The 21,540-nt window shown below is 41.8% G+C and carries 19 protein-coding genes; 11 read left to right on the plus strand and 8 right to left on the minus strand.

The window, feature by feature from the left end; translation table 11 throughout:
- Positions 1 to 16 precede the first annotated feature (16 nt).
- Both ACK5MF_RS14115 and ACK5MF_RS14120 read left to right on the plus strand, forming a co-directional pair.
- Positions 17 to 2,833 (plus strand): Hsp70 family protein, encoded by a 2,817-nt coding sequence (locus tag ACK5MF_RS14115; RefSeq protein ID WP_416923237.1) that lies wholly within the window; start codon positions 17 to 19, stop codon positions 2,831 to 2,833.
- Positions 2,834 to 3,130: 297 nt separating this feature from the next.
- Positions 3,131 to 3,679 carry a hypothetical protein gene (locus ACK5MF_RS14120; RefSeq protein WP_416923238.1) on the plus strand — a complete coding sequence of 183 codons (549 nt, stop codon included), beginning with the start codon at positions 3,131 to 3,133 and terminating at the stop codon, positions 3,677 to 3,679.
- A 158-nt stretch (positions 3,680 to 3,837) separates the two neighbouring features.
- Here the strand turns inward: ACK5MF_RS14120 and ACK5MF_RS14125 are convergent, their stop codons facing one another.
- Together ACK5MF_RS14125 and ACK5MF_RS14130 are read right to left on the minus strand one after the other, a co-directional pair.
- Positions 3,838 to 4,065, minus strand: coding sequence for a hypothetical protein (locus ACK5MF_RS14125; protein ID WP_416923239.1), 228 nt, complete (start codon positions 4,063 to 4,065; stop codon positions 3,838 to 3,840).
- Between the two features lie 163 nt (positions 4,066 to 4,228).
- Positions 4,229 to 5,008, minus strand: coding sequence for an N-acetyltransferase (locus ACK5MF_RS14130; protein ID WP_416923240.1), 780 nt, complete (start codon positions 5,006 to 5,008; stop codon positions 4,229 to 4,231).
- A gap of 538 nt (positions 5,009 to 5,546) precedes the next feature.
- Here ACK5MF_RS14130 and ACK5MF_RS14135 point away from each other — a divergent pair.
- Entirely contained in the window at positions 5,547 to 7,403 is a 1,857-nt protein-coding gene (locus ACK5MF_RS14135; RefSeq protein ID WP_416923241.1) for a diguanylate cyclase, read from the plus strand.
- Here ACK5MF_RS14135 and queC read toward each other — a convergent pair.
- Together queC and queE are read right to left on the minus strand one after the other, a co-directional pair.
- Positions 7,369 to 8,058 carry a 7-cyano-7-deazaguanine synthase QueC gene (queC, locus tag ACK5MF_RS14140; protein WP_416923242.1) on the minus strand — a complete coding sequence of 230 codons (690 nt, stop codon included), beginning with the start codon at positions 8,056 to 8,058 and terminating at the stop codon, positions 7,369 to 7,371. The genes ACK5MF_RS14135 and queC overlap by 35 nt on opposite strands.
- A 12-nt stretch (positions 8,059 to 8,070) precedes the next feature.
- A complete protein-coding gene (queE, locus tag ACK5MF_RS14145) occupies positions 8,071 to 8,739 on the minus strand; it encodes a 7-carboxy-7-deazaguanine synthase QueE (protein ID WP_416923243.1) in 669 nt (222 codons plus the stop codon).
- 237 nt (positions 8,740 to 8,976) lie between these two features.
- Between queE and yidA the strand changes: the two genes are divergently transcribed.
- Positions 8,977 to 9,783 (plus strand): sugar-phosphatase, encoded by an 807-nt coding sequence (gene yidA, locus ACK5MF_RS14150; protein WP_416923244.1) that lies wholly within the window; start codon positions 8,977 to 8,979, stop codon positions 9,781 to 9,783.
- Between the two features lie 108 nt (positions 9,784 to 9,891).
- Here the strand turns inward: yidA and ACK5MF_RS14155 are convergent, their stop codons facing one another.
- A complete protein-coding gene (locus ACK5MF_RS14155) occupies positions 9,892 to 10,833 on the minus strand; it encodes an NAD(P)-dependent oxidoreductase (RefSeq protein WP_416923245.1) in 942 nt (313 codons plus the stop codon).
- A gap of 461 nt (positions 10,834 to 11,294) precedes the next feature.
- On the opposite strand from ACK5MF_RS14155, the gene ACK5MF_RS14160 reads away from it, so the two are divergent.
- From ACK5MF_RS14160 to ACK5MF_RS14185, 6 genes are all read left to right on the plus strand, one after another.
- Entirely contained in the window at positions 11,295 to 12,323 is a 1,029-nt protein-coding gene (locus ACK5MF_RS14160) for an amino acid ABC transporter substrate-binding protein (RefSeq protein WP_416923246.1), read from the plus strand.
- Positions 12,324 to 12,405: 82 nt separating this feature from the next.
- Entirely contained in the window at positions 12,406 to 13,611 is a 1,206-nt protein-coding gene (locus tag ACK5MF_RS14165) for an amino acid ABC transporter permease (RefSeq protein WP_416923247.1), read from the plus strand.
- 1 nt (position 13,612) lies between these two features.
- On the plus strand, positions 13,613 to 14,710 hold the full coding sequence (locus ACK5MF_RS14170; RefSeq protein WP_416923248.1) for an amino acid ABC transporter permease: 1,098 nt from the start codon (positions 13,613 to 13,615) through the stop codon (positions 14,708 to 14,710).
- Positions 14,711 to 14,732: 22 nt separating this feature from the next.
- On the plus strand, positions 14,733 to 15,488 hold the full coding sequence (locus ACK5MF_RS14175) for an amino acid ABC transporter ATP-binding protein (RefSeq protein WP_416923249.1): 756 nt from the start codon (positions 14,733 to 14,735) through the stop codon (positions 15,486 to 15,488).
- A 314-nt stretch (positions 15,489 to 15,802) separates the two neighbouring features.
- Positions 15,803 to 16,465: a Bax inhibitor-1/YccA family protein gene (locus tag ACK5MF_RS14180; protein ID WP_416923250.1), complete on the plus strand. Its 663-nt coding sequence runs from the start codon at positions 15,803 to 15,805 to the stop codon at positions 16,463 to 16,465.
- 124 nt (positions 16,466 to 16,589) lie between these two features.
- Positions 16,590 to 16,919: a TusE/DsrC/DsvC family sulfur relay protein gene (locus tag ACK5MF_RS14185; protein ID WP_416923251.1), complete on the plus strand. Its 330-nt coding sequence runs from the start codon at positions 16,590 to 16,592 to the stop codon at positions 16,917 to 16,919.
- Between the two features lie 51 nt (positions 16,920 to 16,970).
- Here the strand turns inward: ACK5MF_RS14185 and yccX are convergent, their stop codons facing one another.
- Positions 16,971 to 17,246, minus strand: coding sequence for an acylphosphatase (gene yccX, locus ACK5MF_RS14190; protein WP_416923252.1), 276 nt, complete (start codon positions 17,244 to 17,246; stop codon positions 16,971 to 16,973).
- Positions 17,247 to 17,468: 222 nt separating this feature from the next.
- Here yccX and ACK5MF_RS14195 point away from each other — a divergent pair, with 222 nt between their 5' ends.
- Positions 17,469 to 18,662, plus strand: coding sequence for a class I SAM-dependent methyltransferase (locus ACK5MF_RS14195; RefSeq protein ID WP_416923253.1), 1,194 nt, complete (start codon positions 17,469 to 17,471; stop codon positions 18,660 to 18,662).
- A 161-nt stretch (positions 18,663 to 18,823) separates the two neighbouring features.
- Here the strand turns inward: ACK5MF_RS14195 and ACK5MF_RS14200 are convergent, their stop codons facing one another.
- Together ACK5MF_RS14200 and ACK5MF_RS14205 are read right to left on the minus strand one after the other, a co-directional pair.
- The gene (locus ACK5MF_RS14200) at positions 18,824 to 20,443 is read right to left on the minus strand and encodes a methyl-accepting chemotaxis protein (RefSeq protein ID WP_416923254.1); all 1,620 of its coding nucleotides are present in this window, start codon (positions 20,441 to 20,443) and stop codon (positions 18,824 to 18,826) included.
- A 332-nt stretch (positions 20,444 to 20,775) separates the two neighbouring features.
- Complete coding sequence (locus ACK5MF_RS14205) at positions 20,776 to 21,420, minus strand: TetR family transcriptional regulator C-terminal domain-containing protein (RefSeq protein WP_416923255.1); 645 nt, start codon at positions 21,418 to 21,420, stop codon at positions 20,776 to 20,778.
- Between the last annotated feature and the right edge of the window lie 120 nt (positions 21,421 to 21,540).

Consider the following 21,540-nt stretch of genomic DNA (forward strand, 5'->3'; position numbering starts at 1 on the left):
AACGAGGTTTCTCTAAATGGCAGCACCACGTTTTCTTGTCGGGATCGATTTAGGAACCACCAATACGGTGGTCGCATTCTGTGAAATAACGGAAGATCTTGAGCACGCCGCTGTAGAACTTTTTCCGATCGACCAACTGATTGGTCCTGGCGAAGTTGTCCGAAAACCACTGTTACCCTCCTTCCGCTATCATCCGGCACCGGGACAAATTGCTGCCAGTGACCTAACGCTTCCTTGGGATAACAAACCTGTTACTGGCGACATTGATCTTGCCATTATTGGACAATGGGCGAGAGATTTAGGCGCTAAAGTCGAAGGTCGTCAAGTCTCCAGTGCAAAAAGCTGGTTATCTCATCCGTCGGTTGATCGCTCAGAAGCGATTCTTCCTTGGGCGGGTGCAACTGATGTTGAAAAGGTTTCCCCTGTGGTGGCAAGTGCAAGCTACCTAAATCATATTCGTCAGGCATGGAACTACCGACATCCAAGTAATCGATTAGAAAATCAGCAAGTGGTCGTTACTGTTCCGGCTTCATTTGATGAGACTGCGCGAAAACTCACTCTAGAGGCAGCGAAACTTGCTGGGTTAGAGAACATCATTTTATTGGAAGAGCCTCAGGCAGTTTGCTATGACTGGTATTCCCGACACAAAGATTCTGCAAGTGAGCAGCTAGCTGAAGTCCCATTGATTCTGGTTTGCGACGTCGGTGGCGGCACAACCGACTTAAGTCTTATTGAAGCAAAATTTGATAATGGTAATTTGGCTCTTAACCGTATCGGCGTGGGCGAACATTTGATGCTCGGTGGTGACAACCTCGACCTAGCGCTCGCACACTTAGCAGAAAGTCGATTTAATCAAACGAAAAAACTGACAGCGGCAGGTCTGACGAAACTGATACAGCAGACACGGCAAGCAAAAGAAAACTTGCTCTCAAGTCACGCTCCAGAATCCGTTAAAATAACCATGCTTGGTAGTGGTTCCAAGCTACTTGGTGGAACAAAAAGCGTAAGCCTCAACAAAGAAGAAGTACACCAAATCGCTTTAGATGGTTTCTTCCCTATTTCCGATTTCTCTCGGTTGCCAAATAAACGCCGTAGCGCCATGATGGAATTTGGTCTTCCTTATGTTGCCGACCCTGCGGTGAGTAAACATGTCGCTGAATTTCTGACTCAACATCAGCAAGTATCAAAAGCCGCGCTTAACGAAATCGAGTCTGACCAGCCTTCTATCCCTGTAGGATTGTTGCTCAATGGAGGTGTGTTCAACAGCGAACTGATTACAGAGCGCATGAAGAATTTACTCGCTCACTGGCGTGGTACGAGTATTACTCAACTTGATAATCCGCATCCTGACTGGTCTGTAGCTCTCGGAGCGGTAGCGTTTGCTAAAGCTCGTCGTGGTGCTCAACTTAAAATTGGTGGCGGCTCGGCTCGCTCTTACTTCCTTCATCTGCAAGAAAAAAACAGCATGGGTAAAGCCCTATGCCTGTTGGCTAAAGGAACAGAGGAAGGTCAAGAGATTCGATTAACTAGTCGTCGTTTCTCATTAACGCTAGGCATGCCTGTACGTTTTAACCTGCTCACGTCAACGCACGACCAAATAGCTAACGACATCAGAATACAAAATGGTGTCTTGGTTGATATTGACGCGGATAAATTCCAGCCATTACCCCCCTACATCACCTCGTTACAAGGTGATGAAAACATTCAACTGCAAGCCAACCAAAAGCAGCGTGAAGAAGTACTCCTCGCCTGCCAGCTTACTGAAGTCGGTACACTGAAAATGGAATGTCTATCCACCAGCGATGAAACTAAACGCTGGTTGATGGAGTTTGAAGTTCGTAATAATAACCATCAGCAAACTAATGAAGAGTTGGCTAAGCCGAATCCAAAACTTGAACAGGCGAAAACACTGGTGACGCAAATATACAGCGGCAATAAAAACAGCGCTGATAGCAACGCCGTGAAAACCTTGAACAAAGATCTGGAGAAATTGCTCGGTAAGCGCGACGAGTGGGACTTTGACGTTCTGCGTTCGCTATTCGATACTTTGGCATTAGGTAGAAAACGTCGTCGTCGTTCTGAACAACATGAAAAAAACTGGTTACGATTAGCGGGTTTTGCATTGCGCCCAGGTTTTGGCGATGCCACTGATAGTTGGCGAATCGAACAAATTTGGGGTTTATACCAACAAGGCATTCAGTTCCAAAACCATCAGAGTTGGAGTGACTGGTGGGTATTCTGGCGACGTATCGCCGGAGGTTTAAACCAAGAGCAGCAAGAAACCTTGTTAGCGGACATTGCCAAATATTTGCATCCGGGCGCGGCTCGTAATCCTAAGTCCCATCAAGAAGCACAAGACAAAGGCTATGAAGCCATGGTTCGTCTGGCGGCATCTTTAGAACATTTGGATGTGGAAGACAAAGTACTGTTAGCAACTTGGTTTATTAGTAAGGCATTGAATCAAACTCAATTTGAACAAGCACACTGGTGGGCAGTCGGTCGTCTTCTGTCCAGAAAACAACTTTACGGCAGTACACATAATGTTGTGTCCCGCGAACAAGTTCAGCAATGGTTACCAAAGCTATTGGATAAAGATTGGGTTAAAGAGCCAATGATCGCGTTTGCCGCTGTAATGATTTGTAGAAAGACCGGCGATAGAACGTTAGACATTTCAGATGACTGCAGAACTTCTGTACTGGAAAAACTTAAACAAAGTCGAGCACCAGAGGCTTGGATCCAATTGGTAAAAAATGTGAGTGAGCTAAGTGAAACTGAATCGAAACGTATTTTTGGTGATGCGCTACCTCACGGTCTAACACTCATCCCCCATTAACCTTGCAGAAATTGGATAATAAAGCCGAATCCAAGTCAGTATTTTGTGGTTCGGTTGACTTTATAGGCACAGCTTTGAAATCAAACGATACAAAATTCCTCGTTCTTCAGTCGTTTTCATCACTGTTTTCTTTCAATTAGACGATAAAATGCACGTATTGAGGCTCGCCTTTAAACTATAAACCGTTGTAGAATATGCGCCCCAAGGTATAGAGTGACCTCACTACCTTAACATTCGAAATGGCAATAACTTTCGTACTAATTCTCTGACAGCATGATTCAAAGATTGTGAAAGCTAATGGATAAAGATAAGTTTACTAACGTTTATCGTCTGCCGGGTTCTATTCAGGTTCGTATTGCCAAATGGCAAGCGACATTCCGTGGTACTTCGGATATTGTTCTGCATGAAGCTCTGCTTGCTCGTAACAAGCAATTTCAAAAAGCAGCTTTCCTTCCACGAGGTTGGTGTTTAACGCCGTTCTCTGAAGATGATATTTCGATTACTCATCATGGCAAATATATTCAAACAACGATGCTCACCATGATTGATAAGAAAGTGTCGTATAAACGCGTATATTTGTCTCGAGTTCCGCTTGAACAAGCTGAACCGGCCTTGCGTCTGTACAAAATTGAGTGGATGCGTAAGTACAACGACATCGTCAATAAATACAACAAAATCAAAAAGAAAGAGTTGATGGTTTATGCTTGGGAAGAAGTAGAAACGCTCTACCCATCGATTCCTAAAGAACAATTTGACAAGAACTTGTGGAATAAATTAGTCACATCACAATTTGGACCTGAACGTAAATACACCAACCCATATTTTGTGAAAAAAGCTGACTTTTAAATCTAGCATTTTAGTCACTAAATTAGATTTCGAGATGCTCTCCCTTTCAGTTGACCACTACAAATACATAAGGCTCATGTGATTACACATGAGCCTTTTTCTTATCACTGTTTTTCAGTAGTGGTGCAGCAGCGAATGAACATAGGTTACAGTTGCGATTAATGCTGAACACCTGAAGGATTTGAGCCGAAATCGGATTGTTTATAAATATCGGCTAGTGATTTGTTTTTGTGTTTAGTGGTATGGCGTCGAGACCGTTTCGGTTCAAATTCTTGCTCAACATGTTTGAGAGTGGCTTCGTGTTCTTTAGCCAGCTCAATAAAATCAGGGTTAGACATCGCCTCTTGGCGTAGGCGGTTAATGCGTTCTAATGTTTCTAACAACATAAGTTACCTCCTCTAGCACTGTTTATGTATACAGTATAGTCAAGGTTACTTAATTGTCAACACAAACACTGGTTATTAACACAGTGTTTGTGAATGCGATCTTAGTTCAGGATCTTTAATGATTCTGAATTATCTACTCTGCAAATAATTGTTTTATAAAACATTAGTAAAAGTTTGGATGTCGATAAAAATAAGGAACCGTTGTTGAGATAACTTTAAAACCATATTTTTCCACAATTGGGCGACTCATTGCGGATGCATCAATATATAAATACTTCTTGCCTGCTAATATCGCGTCACGAATCCTTTGTTTAAGCAGTGCTTGATAGTGACCACGCCTGCGCTGACTTTGTACTGTACTTCCCCCCCAAATACCAGCAAACGGCGACTGATCATTATTAAAGATCACCCAAGCAGATGAGACCGGCTGCCCTTGGTCATAGATAACATAGATGCGGATATGGTCTGGACGAGTTTGTTTCAGATTAAGCAAATGTAAATAATAAGCGCTAAAATCTTCACCAGTCTGAAGTCGTTTCACTTCAATTGCATCGCGAATTCCGCAGACATCAAACACTTCCACACACTGAGTTTGAAATTCTGGCAACGAGTCATAAGTCGTCAGATCAAGCACCATAAAGGACTCTTCTTCCTCTTGGTAGAAGCCTTTGTCTAGCAGCATATGTTCGATATCGCTAGGCGTATCGAAACCATACACTTTCCATTCAAAGTTTTTACCTAGGCGATAGAAATAATCCCTCTGCTGTTCAATGACATTAGGCGCTTGCAAATCCTCGAGATTGAAATAAGCAATAAAACTTCCATCCACATCAGGAGAAACCACTCTGACAATTGATTCATCTGCGCAGATTTCCCACCCAGGAATCTCAATATTCATTCGCTCATAACGGTTAAACTGACTCATGATATCAGTTGCGTTCAAGGCATTTCCTCGCAATGACTAAAAGTAAAGATCAATAGACCCGATTATTTTCGCGGCATTATCCACTGACTTTGCAAATAGTGTTAGAACTTTCGCATCCCTAATACTTTTTTATTTAAATTTATACCCAAACTACTTGGAGTTGTAGGTAGGCGGCAAGTGAGTGAATCCCCATGAGCATAGATAAACTATGTGATTGGGGTGAACGAACGTAGACAACACCGCTGCAGCTTCAAGTAGGAAGGGTATAGTAGGTTAAAACGAAATTCGTCTTTAAAATGCAACTTATCTAAAGTGAATTTCGGCACATTTCACAGATTATTATCGAACTAAAATAACCAATTGAGAGCCGATTTTCACGTGCATATAGTGTTCAGGTTTTTTCGCCACACCGCCATAAATGCACTCAATGTTCCGTATTTGCTCAACCATACTTTTGTTATCTCTTTGTACTTTTCTATCGATAGCTCATGCCAGCGAAAGAGCTCAATGGGAAGCCGTAGTCAATAAATCAATAAATAGAGATCCAGATTTAGTATTGCAACTGTTAAAAGATAGATACGCATCGCTGCCACCTAGTGTAGAAAAACTCTATATTGCTGGGCGCATTCATGAGTTTATGACCAATAAAGACCAACACTATTTTGCCAATAAGAGCACATTTCTGCTGACTTACAGCGATGAAGAACAGCGTTACATAGCGGCGCTTAATCATGAGAAAAACAAACGTTTTTCAGACGCGGTCAATAGTTATCTAGAGCTTTATTCTCAAATGAAACTAAGACAAGACCGTGATGGCACATTTTTTTTTGAATATCACCTTTGTCGACTGTTAAATTTTCAGGGCAATTATCTGCAAAGCCAGAATTACTGTACACAGCTACAGTTGAGGTTGGACGAAAATGCAGACCCCATCATCCCTCGTCATCGAATTCTCAGTGTGGTGGCTAAAAATCTCGATAATATTGGCGATTACAAAGGAGCGCTAAGTACCTACAAGCGTCTGTTGGATGAAGTTCCGGAAGGCAACCACACCGCCAAAGAAACCGCAAAAGTGTTTAATGACATCGGAATTCTGCTCTGCACATTAGGACAATATCAACAAGCGTTAACTTATCTATATCGCGCCCTAACACTGCATGTTGAGAATCAGAATGATGAAGGTATTGCACAAACTGAACATAGCTTAGGAGAGGTCTATTATCACAAAAGAGACCTACATCAAAGCATTAGCCACTTTAACAAAGCACGCTTGGCTCACCTGAAGCACAACGATGTGCAAAGTCTGGCTTATGTTCACCTTGGACTGGGGAAGTCATATACTGAACTAGGATCGTTCCACGAAGGTATCAATCAACTTCTAAAGGGGCTCGACTATGCTACCCAGTACAAAGATATACGTCTTAACACTGATGTTGTTTTAGCGCTCTCCAATTCTTATCTTCAAAAGCGATACTACAGACAAGCGGAATACTACGCCTTAAGAGCTAAAAGGCTTGCGGAAGAATCACAGAATATTAGAACCTTGACAGAGACGTTAAGACAGTTAGCGAAAATCGCAGATAAGAGTGGGAAATATCAACTCGCACTCGCCTACTATCGTCAATACGTTGCAAATGAAATCACCATTCGAGATCGAGAACACTTCAAAGCACTAGAAGCGCTTGACCAGTCTACGTCATCGCTAGAGCAAAAATTATTGAATTCTGAGTTACTCGCACGGAACGAACAGTTGTATGTCAATATAAAACGTCTAAAACAAGAACAACGCTATACTTTGCTGATGATTTTATTCTTGTTGATGATCATTGCGTATCTGGTGCATAAGGCCACTAACTTAAAGAATTATCAACAAATGGACGGCCTTACCAACGCCCTTCATCGAACAGTTTTCATCAACAAGCTGAAAAGTGCAGAAACCTATCCAATTCAAGCAACAAGTAATGTAGTAATACTTTTTGATATTGATAATCTCAAGTTAATTAACGACATACACGGTTATTCGATCGGTGATCAGGCGTTAAAAACCCTTTCAGATACCGTTGAGCTGAGTCTGAACAAAGAGGATTTCTGGGGGCGCTTAGGCGGTGACGAATTTATGCTTGTATTAAGAAATGTCGAACTGTACGAAGTACAACAACGGGTAGAAACATTACATAAAGCTGTCACATCAAAGCCATACTCATACCAAACCAATGATGCTGGAAACAAAAAGCCGCTGTATGTCTCCACCAGTTTTACCTTTTTGGCAACGGAAGGACAAATCAGCGACTTCAATCAGCTCTATTCAGTTTTGGATCAGGCACTTTTCAAGATCAAACAAAAAAGACAGAACTGCATCTTTGATGCTTGCAGAGACTCTATTGATTGCGCTTTTGTTTCAAAGCAGCCATAACTGCGGTGCGATTATCCAGGTAATCATTCAGCCCAGTTTGACGTAGATGACAGGCAGGGCAATCACCACAACCATTGCCAATAATGCCATTGTAACAAGTCAGTGTTTCATTACGCACCAGATCCAACGCCTCGTATTGGTCAGCGAGAGCCCACGTTTCCGCTTTGTTTAACCACATGAGCGGAGTACGGATTTCCAGTTCACGATCCATTCCTTTAACGAGTGCGCTGTTCATCGACTTGATGAATTCATCACGACAATCTGGGTAGCCTGAAAAATCGGTTTCACACACACCTGTAATGACCGTCTGAGCACCAATTTGATAGGCATAGATACCCGCTAATGTTAAGAACAGAATGTTACGACCAGGAACAAACGAATTTGGCAAACCGTTGTCCTGAAGTTCATGAGAAACCGGAATATCATCACGAGTCAGAGAACTGATCGCCAGTTCGTTTAGCAGGCCAACATCTAATACTTTGTGCGCAGTAACAGCGAGCTTTTTGCTCAATGCCTGAGCCACTTCAATTTCGAGCTTGTGGCGCTGCCCATAATCAAATGTAATCGCATGAACTTCGTCAAAGTCTTTCAGAGCTTGGACTAAACATGTTGTTGAGTCCTGACCACCACTAAATACGACAACCGCTTTTTTCATGGGTAAATTCCTTTAGGCAATACTGAGATACTTGTGAGTTTGAATCGATAGCCGCCAATTTCGCGCCACACAGGTATCGATACACAGTTGAGTTGCTCGAAGCTTCTGGCTAATAGGTTGCAAAGCAATCACCGTTGAATTAGGCACGTTGGCAGATTGCAGCAGTTGCTCCAAATTCCCAATGTCTTTGTCGGTAGCCACAGGATGTTTGATCTCGTTGGCACGCAACAAAGCCGAATGAATAACGGGGAGTTTACCTTTCATTGCCACTTTTGGTGACACTGTCACCCATGTATCTTTGGATGCTTGCACTTCATAAGTGCCACTGGTTTCGATCTGACATCGACAGCCAATCGCTTCAAACGCTTGCGTCAGAGGAAGCAAATCGTAAATACAAGGTTCGCCGCCAGTAATGACAATATGCTTAGCGGTATAAGCTTGTGATTGATACATAGCGACGATCTGCTCAGCGCTTGCTGAACACCAATTAGGAGATTCACCAGTTTTGACAATAATCTGCGCAAAAGACTGTTGGTTTTTCTCTTCGGCTTGCCACGTTTGCTGAGTATCACACCACGCACAACCGACCGGGCATTGTTGTAAACGAACGAAAACAGCCGGAACGCCAGTAAATACGCCCTCTCCCTGTATCGTTTCAAACATTTCATTAACTTTGTACAAAGTAAGGTGCCTAATTCAATTTTCCGAAAAATCGCAGCCGCAGACCATAATAGAAGGTCTGCCTGAGGTCAATTTAAACCTCGCCGAAATCACAAATATCATGTTCATTAAACACAAGACAGTGACTGTCGAGTTCAAAACGAATGATGTAATTTGTTTTGCGCTTTACATGATAAACGAGCAAACTGTCATAAATTATAGATATTCTTTTCCAAATTAACGCATTTCAGGTATCTCATGTACAAAATCATTGCCCTTGATATGGATGGCACTCTGCTCAATAGCCAGAAACAAATTACACCACGTACCAAACAGGCTATTGCCCGAGCCAAAGAGCAAGGGGTACGAGTAGTACTTGCATCAGGTCGCCCTATTGATGGTATGCGCAGCAAACTAGAAGAACTGGAGTTAACGTCAGACCAAGATTACGTCCTGCACTACAACGGCTCAATGGTTCAGAATGTAGCCACTGGCGAAGTTATCTATCAACAAATCATCGATGGTAAAGCCGCGAAATCCGTGGCTAAACTTGCACAGGAGCTTGGCGTCAATACTCATGCATTTAGCCAAATTCACGGTCTGATCACTCCACGTATCAGCAAGTTCACTGAGCTTGAATCGACAATTAATGACGGCTTAAAAATCACCGAAATGGATTTTTCTGAACTCGAAGATGATCACCCAATCATAAAAACCATGATTGTGGCTGAGCCGAGTCTGCTATCTGCTGCTATCAAGAAGATTCCAGCTCATATGCATGAACAATTCACTGTGGTGCAAAGTGCCCCACACTTCTTAGAGTTCCTCAACACTCAGAGCAACAAAGGTGTAGGAATCAAAGCCATCGCTGATCATCTTGGCGTACCAGCTAGTCAGGTTATGTGTATGGGTGATGCTGAAAATGACCATCATATGATTGAATATGCTGGGATGGGGATTGCAATGGCGAATGCGATGGAAGAAACAAAACGCATTGCTGATTACATTACCTTGAGCAACGATGAAGACGGCGTTGCGGTGGCAATCGAAAAGTTCGTTTTGTAATCAAAATTCTTAAACACAAAAGGGCTGAATCCAACCGTGGTATTCAGCCCTTTTGCTATCAGAGTGAACAAATAAAACTCTAACAGCTTGTATTAACGAATACTTTAGTTATTTCTTTTCGCTACCTGGCTTAATCACTCTTTGTTGACTGTGAAGCAAAGAAAATTCTTGAGTAAGCTTAGATACCAAGACACAAACACGCTTTCTCGCTGATTTAACCTGTTTTAAACGCTCTCCCAAATGGGCAGAGCTGGCAAATTCTTCCCTTTCTGCGTCTCTACGACAAAGATCAATCACATCAAACATACAGCCTTTTTCAAACAGAATCATCTCTGCTTGCTGCATGTACCGAAGTGCTTTCAGCGGCAAAAGCTCAACATCATTGCCGTATTCTATCCATGTGACATCACCGTGGTTTTCTATCTCATTTTCTAAAGCCGCAACGTACAGGACTTCTAACTGTTCTCGTGAACTTGCGTCCTTCACTTGTGTTGATGAGAAAAACACTTCCCAAAACTTACGACGTAAATCAACTGTCGGCAGATGCTCTTTTATTGATGTTCGCTTAGAAGCTCCAAATTCAGCGAGTAGACCTAAATTTTGTGGCAATACCGCTTCCAATGTTTCGCGAATATTACGTACAAGCACTGGTGATGCGCCACCGCTCGAGATCGCAATCTGTATTCTGCCTCTGTCTATCATTGAAGGCGTGATGAAATCACAATGTGGCATATCGTCCACGACATTGACTAACACACCGATATTTTTCGCATCTTTATAGACTTGATGATTAAGATCAGGGTTGTCTGTTGTCGCCCATACCTGTACGAAGCGATTAGTTAACACGCTGGGTGAGTAGAAGTTTTGAATCCAATCACACTTTCCTTGTTCGACCAGCGAATGCAAATAGTCAGCGATTTGAGGAGAAACGATTGTGACACGAGCACCGGCACGTAATAACGAGTCAATTTTTCGGCATGCGACTTCGCCTCCACCAACAACTAAAACGGCTTTATTTGAGAGATCTAAAAACAGCGGAAAATATTGCATTTATTTTTCATCACAATGTAAATAACTATTCGATTATGCTAACAAAAAAGGTGCAACAAAAGCACTAGCAAACATACATCAAATAATTAATGACTGAATTTTGAGCAGTTAATAGATAAAAATATAGGAATATTCTTACAACGCTATTTTTATATATTAACCGTTTAGTCAATTGTCCCGAAGACATTCTGTTGCACCAATGATGAGCCTGGTTGCACTATTTACATTGGAACAACATTTAGACATTCTAAACCTAGCTTAGGTATGTGATTTCCATCGAAAATCTTTTTTAAATTATGTATTTGAGAAATCCGCGCTTTATATCTACGCTTATAAACGATTGATTATTAAATGCACAAGAAAGTGCAATTCAATCACAAAACTAATTATAAAACACAACATTTATAAAGCTTGTATCAGGGATCACCTGGTCAAACATGGATCATACAGGAAGGATACAAATGGCGAATAAACTCACACTTCTTGCCACAGTTGTAGCGGCATCTTCTGCCTTTGCAGCAACATCAGCATCGGCAGCAGAAAGTACTTTAGATAAAGTATTGGCTGCTGGTGTTCTGTCATGTGGTGTAAGTACTGGTCTTCCAGGCTTCTCTAACCCTAACGCTAAAGGCGAATGGGAAGGAATTGACGTTGAATACTGTCAAGCAGTAGCTGCTGCAGTTCTTGGTGATAAAACGAAAGTAAAATTCGTACCACTTACAGCTAAAGAGCGTTTCACTGCACTTCAATCTGGTGAAATTGACATTCTATCGCGTAACACCACTTGGACACTTCAACGTGATACGGCGTTAGGTTTGAACTTTGCTGGCGTAAACTACTACGACGGTCAAGGTTTCATGGTTAAGAAAGATCTAGGTGTTAAAAGTGCAAAAGAGCTTGATGGCGCATCTATTTGTATCCAATCTGGTACAACTACAGAGCTAAACCTTGCTGACTATTTCCGTGCAAACGGCATCAGCTACAAGCCAGTTGTATTTGATACCTCGACTCAAACTGCTGCAGGCTTCGATACTGGCCGTTGTGACGTTCTAACAACTGACCAATCCGGTCTATATGCACTACGTCTAAACCTTGCAGATCCAAACTCAGCCGTTGTACTACCAGAAATCATTTCTAAAGAGCCTCTAGGTCCAGTTGTTCGTCAAGATGACGACAAATGGTTCAACGTTGCTAAGTGGACTCTTAACGCGATGATCAACGCTGAAGAGTACGGCATCACTTCTGCTAATGCAGATGAAATGTTGAAGTCTGATAACCCAGAAGTTAAACGTATTCTTGGGGTAGATGGTCCTAAAGGTTCTGGCCTAGGTATTCGTGACGACTGGGGCTACCAAATCGTTAAACAAGTTGGTAACTACGGTGAGAGTTTTGAACGTACCGTAGGTAAAGGATCTCCACTACAAATTGCTCGTGGTGCTAACGCACTATGGAATGCGGGTGGCTTCATGTACGCTCCACCAATTCGTTAATTCCTCTCCGTTTATAGATATGGAAAGAAATGGGCGGTGTAAAGCCGCCCTTTGTCTAAATGGATAAAGAGGTTATCGCTGTATGAAACCTATGACAAATTCGGTGCAGAAGGTATCAGTACCTTCGAGCAAAAGCACCAACCTTCTATACAATCCTACTTTTCGCTCGATTGTCTTCCAGGCGATCGCCATCGCGGCTCTGGTCTTTTTCTTCTATACCATTATCAACAATGCGTTAACCAACCTTAGTGCTCGTGGTATAGCTACAGGCTTTGCCTTTTTGGATCAGCCAGCGGGCTTTGGGATTGGTTTAACTCTGATTGAGTATGACGAAACATTTTCGTATGGACGTACGTTTTTTGTTGGTCTGCTTAATACGGCACTGGTATCAATATTAGGTATCTTTTTTGCTACGATGTTGGGCTTTATCTTAGGTATTGCCCGTCTCTCAACTAACTGGTTAGTTAGCCGCCTGGCTGCTGTGTATATCGAAACATTCCGTAATATTCCATTACTACTACAAATTTTGTTTTGGTATGTCGCAGTACTTCAAACGCTGCCATCAGCACGCCAAAGCCTAAGCTTCGGCGAAGCTATTTTCTTAAACGTTCGCGGACTATTTCTACCCAAACCTGTTTTCGAAGCAGGAAGTGGTGTTGTGGTTGGAACTTTCATTTTAGGTGCAATAGCAACCATTGCTATTAGCATCTGGGCTAAAAACAAGCAACGTTTAACGGGTCAACAGACCCCGATGCTAAAAATCGCTCTTGGCTTGTGTGTCGTGTTGCCTTTGCTTGCTTACTTCACCATGGGGTCACCAATTTCTGCACAATACCCTGTATTGAAAGGCTTTAACTTCCAAGGAGGTGTCAGCATCATTCCTGAATTGGCAGCGCTATTACTAGCGTTAACGATTTATACCGCTTCGTTTATCGCAGAGATCGTCCGTTCAGGTATTAATGCTGTTAGCCATGGTCAAACAGAAGCGGTAATGTCGCTAGGTTTACCGCGTTCTAAGACATTGAAGTTAGTTGTGATTCCGCAGGCTTTGAGAATCATTATTCCGCCATTAACTAGCCAATATCTGAACTTAACTAAGAACTCATCGTTAGCGATGGCTATTGGTTTTCCAGATCTTGTTTCGGTATTTGCGGGAACCACGCTCAACCAAACAGGTCAGGCGATTGAAATTATCGCAATGACAATGGGTGTTTACTTAGCACTAAGTTTGCTCACATCACTATTGATGAACATCTACAACCGTAAAGTAGCATTGGTGGAGAGATAAGATGAAAGTACATCAATTTCAACCAAGTCTTCCGCCACCAGTTAAAACCACAGGTTTTATCGGCTGGTTTAAGAAAAACTTGTTTAACAGCCCAGCCAACTCCATTGTAACCATCATATTGGCTTACTTCGCGCTTCAAGGCATATGGAGCATCTTCAACTGGGCATTTATTAACGCAGATTGGGTTGGTACCACTCGCGATGCGTGTACTGGTGAAGGCGCTTGTTGGGTTTTTATTAGCGTCCGTTGGCAACAATACATGTACGGGTTCTACCCAGAAGCAGAGCTTTGGCGCCCTCGTCTATTCTTCTTCACGCTAGCGGTACTCGTTGGTTTAATTGCTTACGACAAAACGCCAAAGCGTACTTGGATTTGGCTGTTCTTCGTCAACATCTACCCATTCTTAATTGCGGCATTGTTATACGGCGGTGTATTTGGCCTAACCGTGGTTGAAACCCATAAATGGGGTGGATTGCTAATCACGCTTATTATTGCTCTGGTTGGTATCGTTGTTTCACTGCCTATCGGTGTGGTTTTAGCGCTCGGACGTCGCTCTAATATGCCAATCATCCGCAGCCTATGTACTATTTACATTGAAGTTTGGCGTGGTGTACCACTTATTACAGTATTGTTTATGGCTTCAGTTATGCTGCCGCTGTTCCTTGCGCAAGGTTCAGAAACAGACAAACTGATCAGAGCCTTGATTGGCGTGGTGATGTTTAGTTCAGCGTATATGGCAGAAGTGGTTCGTGGTGGTTTACAAGCCATACCTAAGGGTCAGTATGAAGCAGCCGATGCTTTAGGCTTGACGTATTGGAAAAAAGTGGGGCTCATCATTCTTCCACAGGCTTTAAAGATCACGATTCCATCCATCGTAAATACCTTTATCGGTCTATTTAAAGATACCAGTTTGGTACTCATCATCGGTATGTTTGACGTACTTGGTGTTGGTCAGTCATCAAACACTGACCCAAGTTGGCTTGGTTTCGCTACAGAAAGTTACGTATTTGTCGCGTTAGTGTTCTGGGTGTTCTGCTTTAGCATGTCGAGATACTCGATTTGGCTCGAAGGCAAACTCCATACCGGTCACAAACGATAAACAATAATTCAGGGAACGTATTATGACGCAACAAACTGCAGAAGATTTCATGATTCAAATTAAGGACATGAACAAGTGGTACGGTGAATTTCACGTACTAAAGAACATTAATCTAGATGTTAAAAAAGGCGAAAAAATCGTTATTTGTGGGCCTTCGGGTTCAGGAAAATCAACTATGATTCGCTGTATCAACCACCTAGAAGAACACCAAAAAGGTCAGATTCTAGTAGCAGGTACCGAGCTAACTGAAGACTTAAAAAACATTGAGGCAGTTCGCCGTGAGGTCGGTATGTGTTTCCAACACTTCAATCTCTTCCCTCATCTGACCGTTTTGGAGAACTGCACGCTTGCGCCAATTTGGGTTAAGAAGATGCCTAAAGAGGAAGCAGAAGCGATCGCTATGAAGTTTTTAAAACGCGTTAAAATTCCAGATCAGGCAGACAAATACCCCGGCCAACTTTCTGGTGGTCAGCAACAACGCGTGGCGATTGCTCGCTCTTTATGTATGAACCCACAAGTCATGCTGTTTGACGAACCAACTTCGGCACTAGATCCCGAGATGGTTCGTGAAGTACTGGATGTCATGGTTGAGCTTGCAGGCGAAGGTATGACTATGCTTTGTGTTACTCACGAAATGGGTTTTGCCAAAGAAGTCGCAGACCGAGTGATCTTTATGGACGCCGGTGAAATCATCGAAGAGAACAACCCAAAAGATTTCTTCGAAAATCCTCAGTCCGATCGCACACAAAACTTCCTGGCGCAGATCCTTCATCATTAATTGCTTAAAGGATCACTGGTAATACTTAAAGAGGCGATTTGCCTCTTTTGTTTTCAGTGTGTTCATTTTGTTTTGTAACTAATGGTTTAATTCATCCATTCCCGACATCAACAACAGTAAATTAGTGTTAGTATTGAAACAGATATAAACTTAGATGAACGGAAATATTGTGTTACAACTTGTCACGCTTATTTCGCCCGTTTTTGTTTATTATTTTTAGTAACAACCTAGGCAGAGGCTTGAAAAATGGAACTATTGGCCTCATTAATGTCTATATAAATAAGAAACACCTTTCAATGAGGAAGAGTAAAAGTATGAACACTCCAATGTATTCTCGCACATCGTCTTATGACGGTGCTCTACAAACCAACAAAGTGCTAAGAAACACTTATGCACTGCTTTCGCTGACGCTTCTATGGTCAGCGGTGGTTGCTGGTGTTTCAATGGCAATGAATCTACCACGTCCGGGTCTTATCATTATGCTAGTTGGCTTCTACGGCTTACTATTTCTGACTGAAAAGAACCGTAATAACAGCATGGGGCTAGTATTCACATTCCTGTTTACCGGTTTCCTTGGCTACACCATCGGTCCAATTCTTAACATGTATGTTGGTGCTGGTATGGGTGATGTTGTGCTAACTGCACTAGGCGGTACTGCACTGGCTTTCATGGGTGCATCTGCATACGCCCTGACAACTAAACGTGACCTATCATTCCTAAATGGCATGCTGTTAGCTGGTTTTGTTGTTCTACTAGTAGGTATGGTTGCAAATATCTTCCTGCAAATGCCAATGCTATATATGGCGATGAGCGGCCTGTTTGTTCTGTTTTCAACTGGTGCAATCTTGCTGACTACTCAACAAATTGTTCGTGGTGGAGAAACAAACTACATCTCAGCGACCATCACACTATATGTTTCAATCTATAACTTGTTCATCAGCCTGCTAAGCATCCTAGGCATCATGAATGACGACTAATCAGTCTTCAAATTGATTGAATGAAGGGCCCGAGAAATTTTCTCGGGCTTTTTTTCTTCTTGAGCAAAATGAATCCCTTCGCTACCCTATGCGCAATTATTTAAGCTACTCACTGTTAAACACAATGTTTGAATACAACGGCAACACAATTGAAACTGACGCTCAAGGCTATCTATTAGATTCAGCACTATGGGTTGAAGGTATGATGGATATTTTGGCGGAACAAGAAGGCATTAACCTGACGGAAGCGCATATTGAAGTGGTACTTTTTGTGCGCAAATTCTATGAAGAGTTCAACACATCCCCAGCGATCCGCATGCTTGTAAAAGCGATGGAAAAAGAACACGGAGCAGAAAAAGGCAACAGCAAGTATCTGTTTAAACTGTTCCCTAAAGGGCCGGCAAAACAAGCGACTAAATTAGCAGGTTTGCCAAAACCAGCTAAATGCTTATAGACCTTTGCTTATCTATAGAAAATTCTGTGAGCCTTTATGGAAGAGCAAGGTTTACAGAATTTCAAACCCGCGGTAGCTTTTATCGGTGGTGCAGGTTGTACGCACAATCTTCTCAACCGATGCCGTTCTTGGTCCTGCTTTTAACCACTCATAAAACTCATCGACGCGCTCGTTTGAGCCACATGCTATGACTTCGACATCACCATTATTAAGGTTTTTGGCGTATCCTGTTAAACCCAGTTTTAGACCCTGATGAGAGGTGTGATAACGGAAACCTACGCCCTGCACTACCCCAGAAACAATAAATTTTTCACACTTTGCTACCATACGAATTCATCCCCAGTTTTCGATTCCTATAAAGCATAGCCAATAGTTAGCCTATTGTTTTAACAAGGACTCACTATTGGATAATGATCTTAGTTTCTAAAAATTTGCCTGTTTATAGGTTGATGAGTATCACTTAATTATGAACACAATAAGTCGAGTTGCTTTTCATGCTCAGTTCCACGACAATACTCGACCTTTTCTATCATTCTTCAGAGTAGAGCAATGACTTCTGCAATCTATTTGGTCAAAGGCCGCGATAAATCATTACGTCGTAAACATCCATGGGTATTTTCTCGTGGTATTCAACGCATCGAAGGTGAACCAACGTTAGGCGAAACTGTAGATGTTTATGCAAACGACGGTCAGTGGCTAGCCAAAGCAGCGTACTCTCCTCATTCACAAATTCGTGCTCGCGTTTGGAGTTTCGACAAAGAAGACATTGATAGTGCGTTTTTCGTTAAGCGTATTCAACAAGCTCAAATGCTACGTGATGATTTTATCGAGCGTGACGGCTTAACCGGTTATCGCTTAATTGCTGCGGAATCTGACGGCCTCCCCGGCATTACTATCGACAAATACGATAACTACCTAGTTTGTCAGCTTTTAAGTGCTGGTGCAGAATACCAAAAAGAGGCTCTGGTAAAAGCATTGAACACCTGTTTCCCTGACTGCCACATTTACGAGCGCTCTGACGTTGCTGTACGTAAAAAAGAAGGTTTGCAAGAGCGTGTCGGTGTGCTTCACGGCCAGCTTCCACCGAAATCTGTGGTTATTGCAGAGAATGGTATCAAAATCAATGTTGATATCGTCAACGGACACAAAACCGGTTTTTATCTTGACCAACGTGACAGCCGCTTACAATCAATGAAGTATGTAAAAGATAAAGAGGTCTTGAACTGCTTCTCATACACAGGCGGATTTGGCTTATACGCGCTTAAAGGCGGAGCAAAACGCGTTATTAATGCGGATGTTTCTCAACCAGCACTTGATACTGCTAAATTTAATGCTGAATTGAATGAGTTTGATATTTCTAAAAAGCGTGCAGTTTTCTTAAACGCTGACGTATTCAAGCTATTACGCGAATACCGAGATCAAAGCACTAAGTTTGATGTGGTCATCATGGATCCACCAAAATTTGCCGAGTCTAAAGCGCAGTTGACGGGTGCATGTCGTGGCTATAAAGACATCAACATGCTAGCGATGCAAATCTTAAAACCGGGTGGCACGCTATTGACTTATTCTTGTTCTGGTTTGATGGATCAAGCACTGTTCCAAAAAATCATTGCAGACGCTGCATTAGATGCGGGGCGTGATGTGAAATTCGTAGAACGTTTTGAGCAAGCCGCAGACCACCCAACAGATACCGCTTATCCCGAAGGTTTCTACCTAAAAGGTTTTGCTTGTAAGGTATTCTAATACCATAGATAAAAATGTGATCAGAAAACTCCCCCTCATCTGAGGGGGAAGAACCAAAAGAACAATGCCTGATCTATTTGTGACTAAGACACAGGTATTGGTTGTCCGAAGGGTTTTATTTAAAAAGGTTCGTCCATAAAGTTTTTAAGCCAGAATTTCAACTAGATTTTAAATAATTGTCCAAACTCGCTTATCACTTGTGCAGATTTCGCGACTTTTTGACTTATTTGTAATAGTTGTTCTGAGTTTTCTGCATTGTCTATTGATATTTCATTAATATGGATTACTTCTTTATTTATACCATCAAAGACTTGAGTCTGTTCTTCAGAACTCCGTTCAATTAAAGATATTTGCTCATCAATGTTGGCAATAAGCGTCGATATTTCATCAAACACCTGCTGAGTATTTTCAGAAAGATTGCTTGTTGTTCCCGCTCTTTGAGTACTGATACTCATTGCTTGATGAACAGCATATGCAGAATTCTTAATTGCGCTTGTCATCGTTTGAATTTCTAAAGCAGAATCTTGCGTTCGTTTTGCTAATTTTCTCACCTCATCAGCAACGACAGCAAAACCGCGACCAGCCTCGCCCGCTCTCGCCGCTTCTATCGCAGCATTAAGAGCTAATAGGTTTGTCTGTTCAGTAATATCTTGAATAACCGTTAAAACACTGTCGATTTTGTTACTATTTCCCTGCAAAATTTGTACGTTATTGGTTGTCTCGTTAACCGATGAAGTTAGTTCTTTTATTGACAACAGATTCTGCTCAAGTATTGCCACACCTTCTTTACTTTTTTTCGCTGCATTTTCTGACTCTTCAGCGACATAATGAGTACTTTTTGCCATATCTAGCGTTGAGCTTGTCATTTGCTCAATAGCCGTCATGACATGTACAACATCTTGTTGTTGTAATTGGATATTATTATTTGCTTGATGAGCGTTCTCAGCGAGAATTTGCGCTTCTTTCTTCAAATCTAACGCAGCTAAATTCATTTTAGAAATCATATTGTTTAATGAGCATCTCATTTGTTCTACATTCAAGTAAAGCTCACCGATCTCGCCACCTTTGTTACAATCAAGCGGAGAAGAAAGATCTCCTTTAGCAATGATCGCAATGACTTTTGATATACCTCCTAGTGCGGTAAGCATATAAGAAACAGCAAAATACAAAGCAACAACGACTAAGAAAAATATCAAAAACACGGTTGCGCTACTGTAAGTCACAGCAGATGACGCATCATTAAGTTTAACCAATTCGTCATGAGAACGACTTTCTATTTCTAGTAAAAAATCATCCACAGCTTCACTCATCTTAGCAGCAGTTTGATCAAACTCTCCCATAATGACATTGCCACCTTTAGGTCCTTGCTCAATATAAGCATGAGCCATTTTCTGACCATCACGGTAATAGGCATCAAAAATAGGTAACATTGAATCATAATTAGCTGAATTTTCTGAGCCTAAGTTTTTAAGCTCAGTAATTAATGTTTTAAAACGTTGAGCATTATATTCCGCTTCGTCAAAACCATCATCGAGACCATCTTTCCCTTGTGTTGCACTAATATCAGTCAACCATTGCTGTACTTGTACAACAGCTAGCTTCAATTCATGAGCACGATTAAGCACGGGAATCACTTTCTGTTCGATATGTTGCGAGCTTGATTGTATTGCAAGATTTTTGCTTATAATAAGGCTGCCACCAACAAATAATGTTATAAAAAGCAATGAATTAATCAGTAAAAAGCTTTTTCTTATTGTCATATTCAATCCCCAAAAATTCATAGGGTTAATGCCTTATAATGAGAGTAAACCGAAGTCATCCTGCTCTGACATGCTTATAGCAACCAATTACATTAATTCGAAGAAAATGTTTATTACAAAGAGACGAAGCAGGAGCAGTGCTAATGGTTGAGTATGCTATATCTAGCTCGGATTTATGTAAGTACAAGAATACAAAATACGTAGATAATTTCTGATATAGAAAAAAAAATGATTTGATTCACATAACGTCAACCGGAGACTCTCTATCAAACGCCCCAAAAGGTCTAACTTCAAAGCTAGAGCTTGACCTGTCATTGACGAACAGTTGATGACTCAAATTTTCTCTCACTGCCCTATGACGTTGTTACCGCTAAACCACGAACTATGATGTTTACCAAAAAATCTTGCGCATCTTCGAACTCATCTGCTGACATGGGAGAACCTTTTATCAACTGGATCTCTGTATCGAAATCTGAATAAAACTGTGTTGAGCTCCAAATCAAAAACAGCAGGTAGAGTGGTTCAACCGGACGAATCAATTCTTTATCAATCCATGTGCGAATCACTGAAGATTTCCCTGTCGCCCAGTCGACCACAGGGAACTGGATCTCATCGCGAATGATGGGAGCCCCTTGGATGATCTCTTGTGCAAAGATCTTGGACTCCTGCGGATGAGTGCGGCTGTAGCGCATTTTGCCAACAATGTAGTTCCTCAGTACCGTTTCTGGCGGCATATTGGCGGCATCTTCGGAGAAACCTTCATTCCATAAATTTAAAATGTCTTGTAATAAGGCTTTGTACAACCCGGTTTTCGACTTGAAATAATACAGAATATTGGCTTTGGGCAAATTGACTCTATCTGCGATCGCCTGAACCGAAGTACCTTTATACCCGTGTTTGACAAATTCATCAGCAGCAGCTTGAAGAATCAAGGTTTCATTGCGACGACGTATTTCGCCTGAAATTGATCGCTTGTGCTGAGCAAGTTCGTTATCCAAAACAACTCCTTTTAATTTGGGACTATATTTAAAGTAATCAATGAGTAAGCTTGTGTTGTCAAGTGCCTATTTTTTGCACCAACTTCAACATCAAGCACCATATTAGTGCGCTGCAATGAC

Origin of the sequence: Vibrio sp., assembly GCF_047973365.1 — a bacterium.
GTDB lineage: Bacteria > Pseudomonadota > Gammaproteobacteria > Enterobacterales > Vibrionaceae > Vibrio.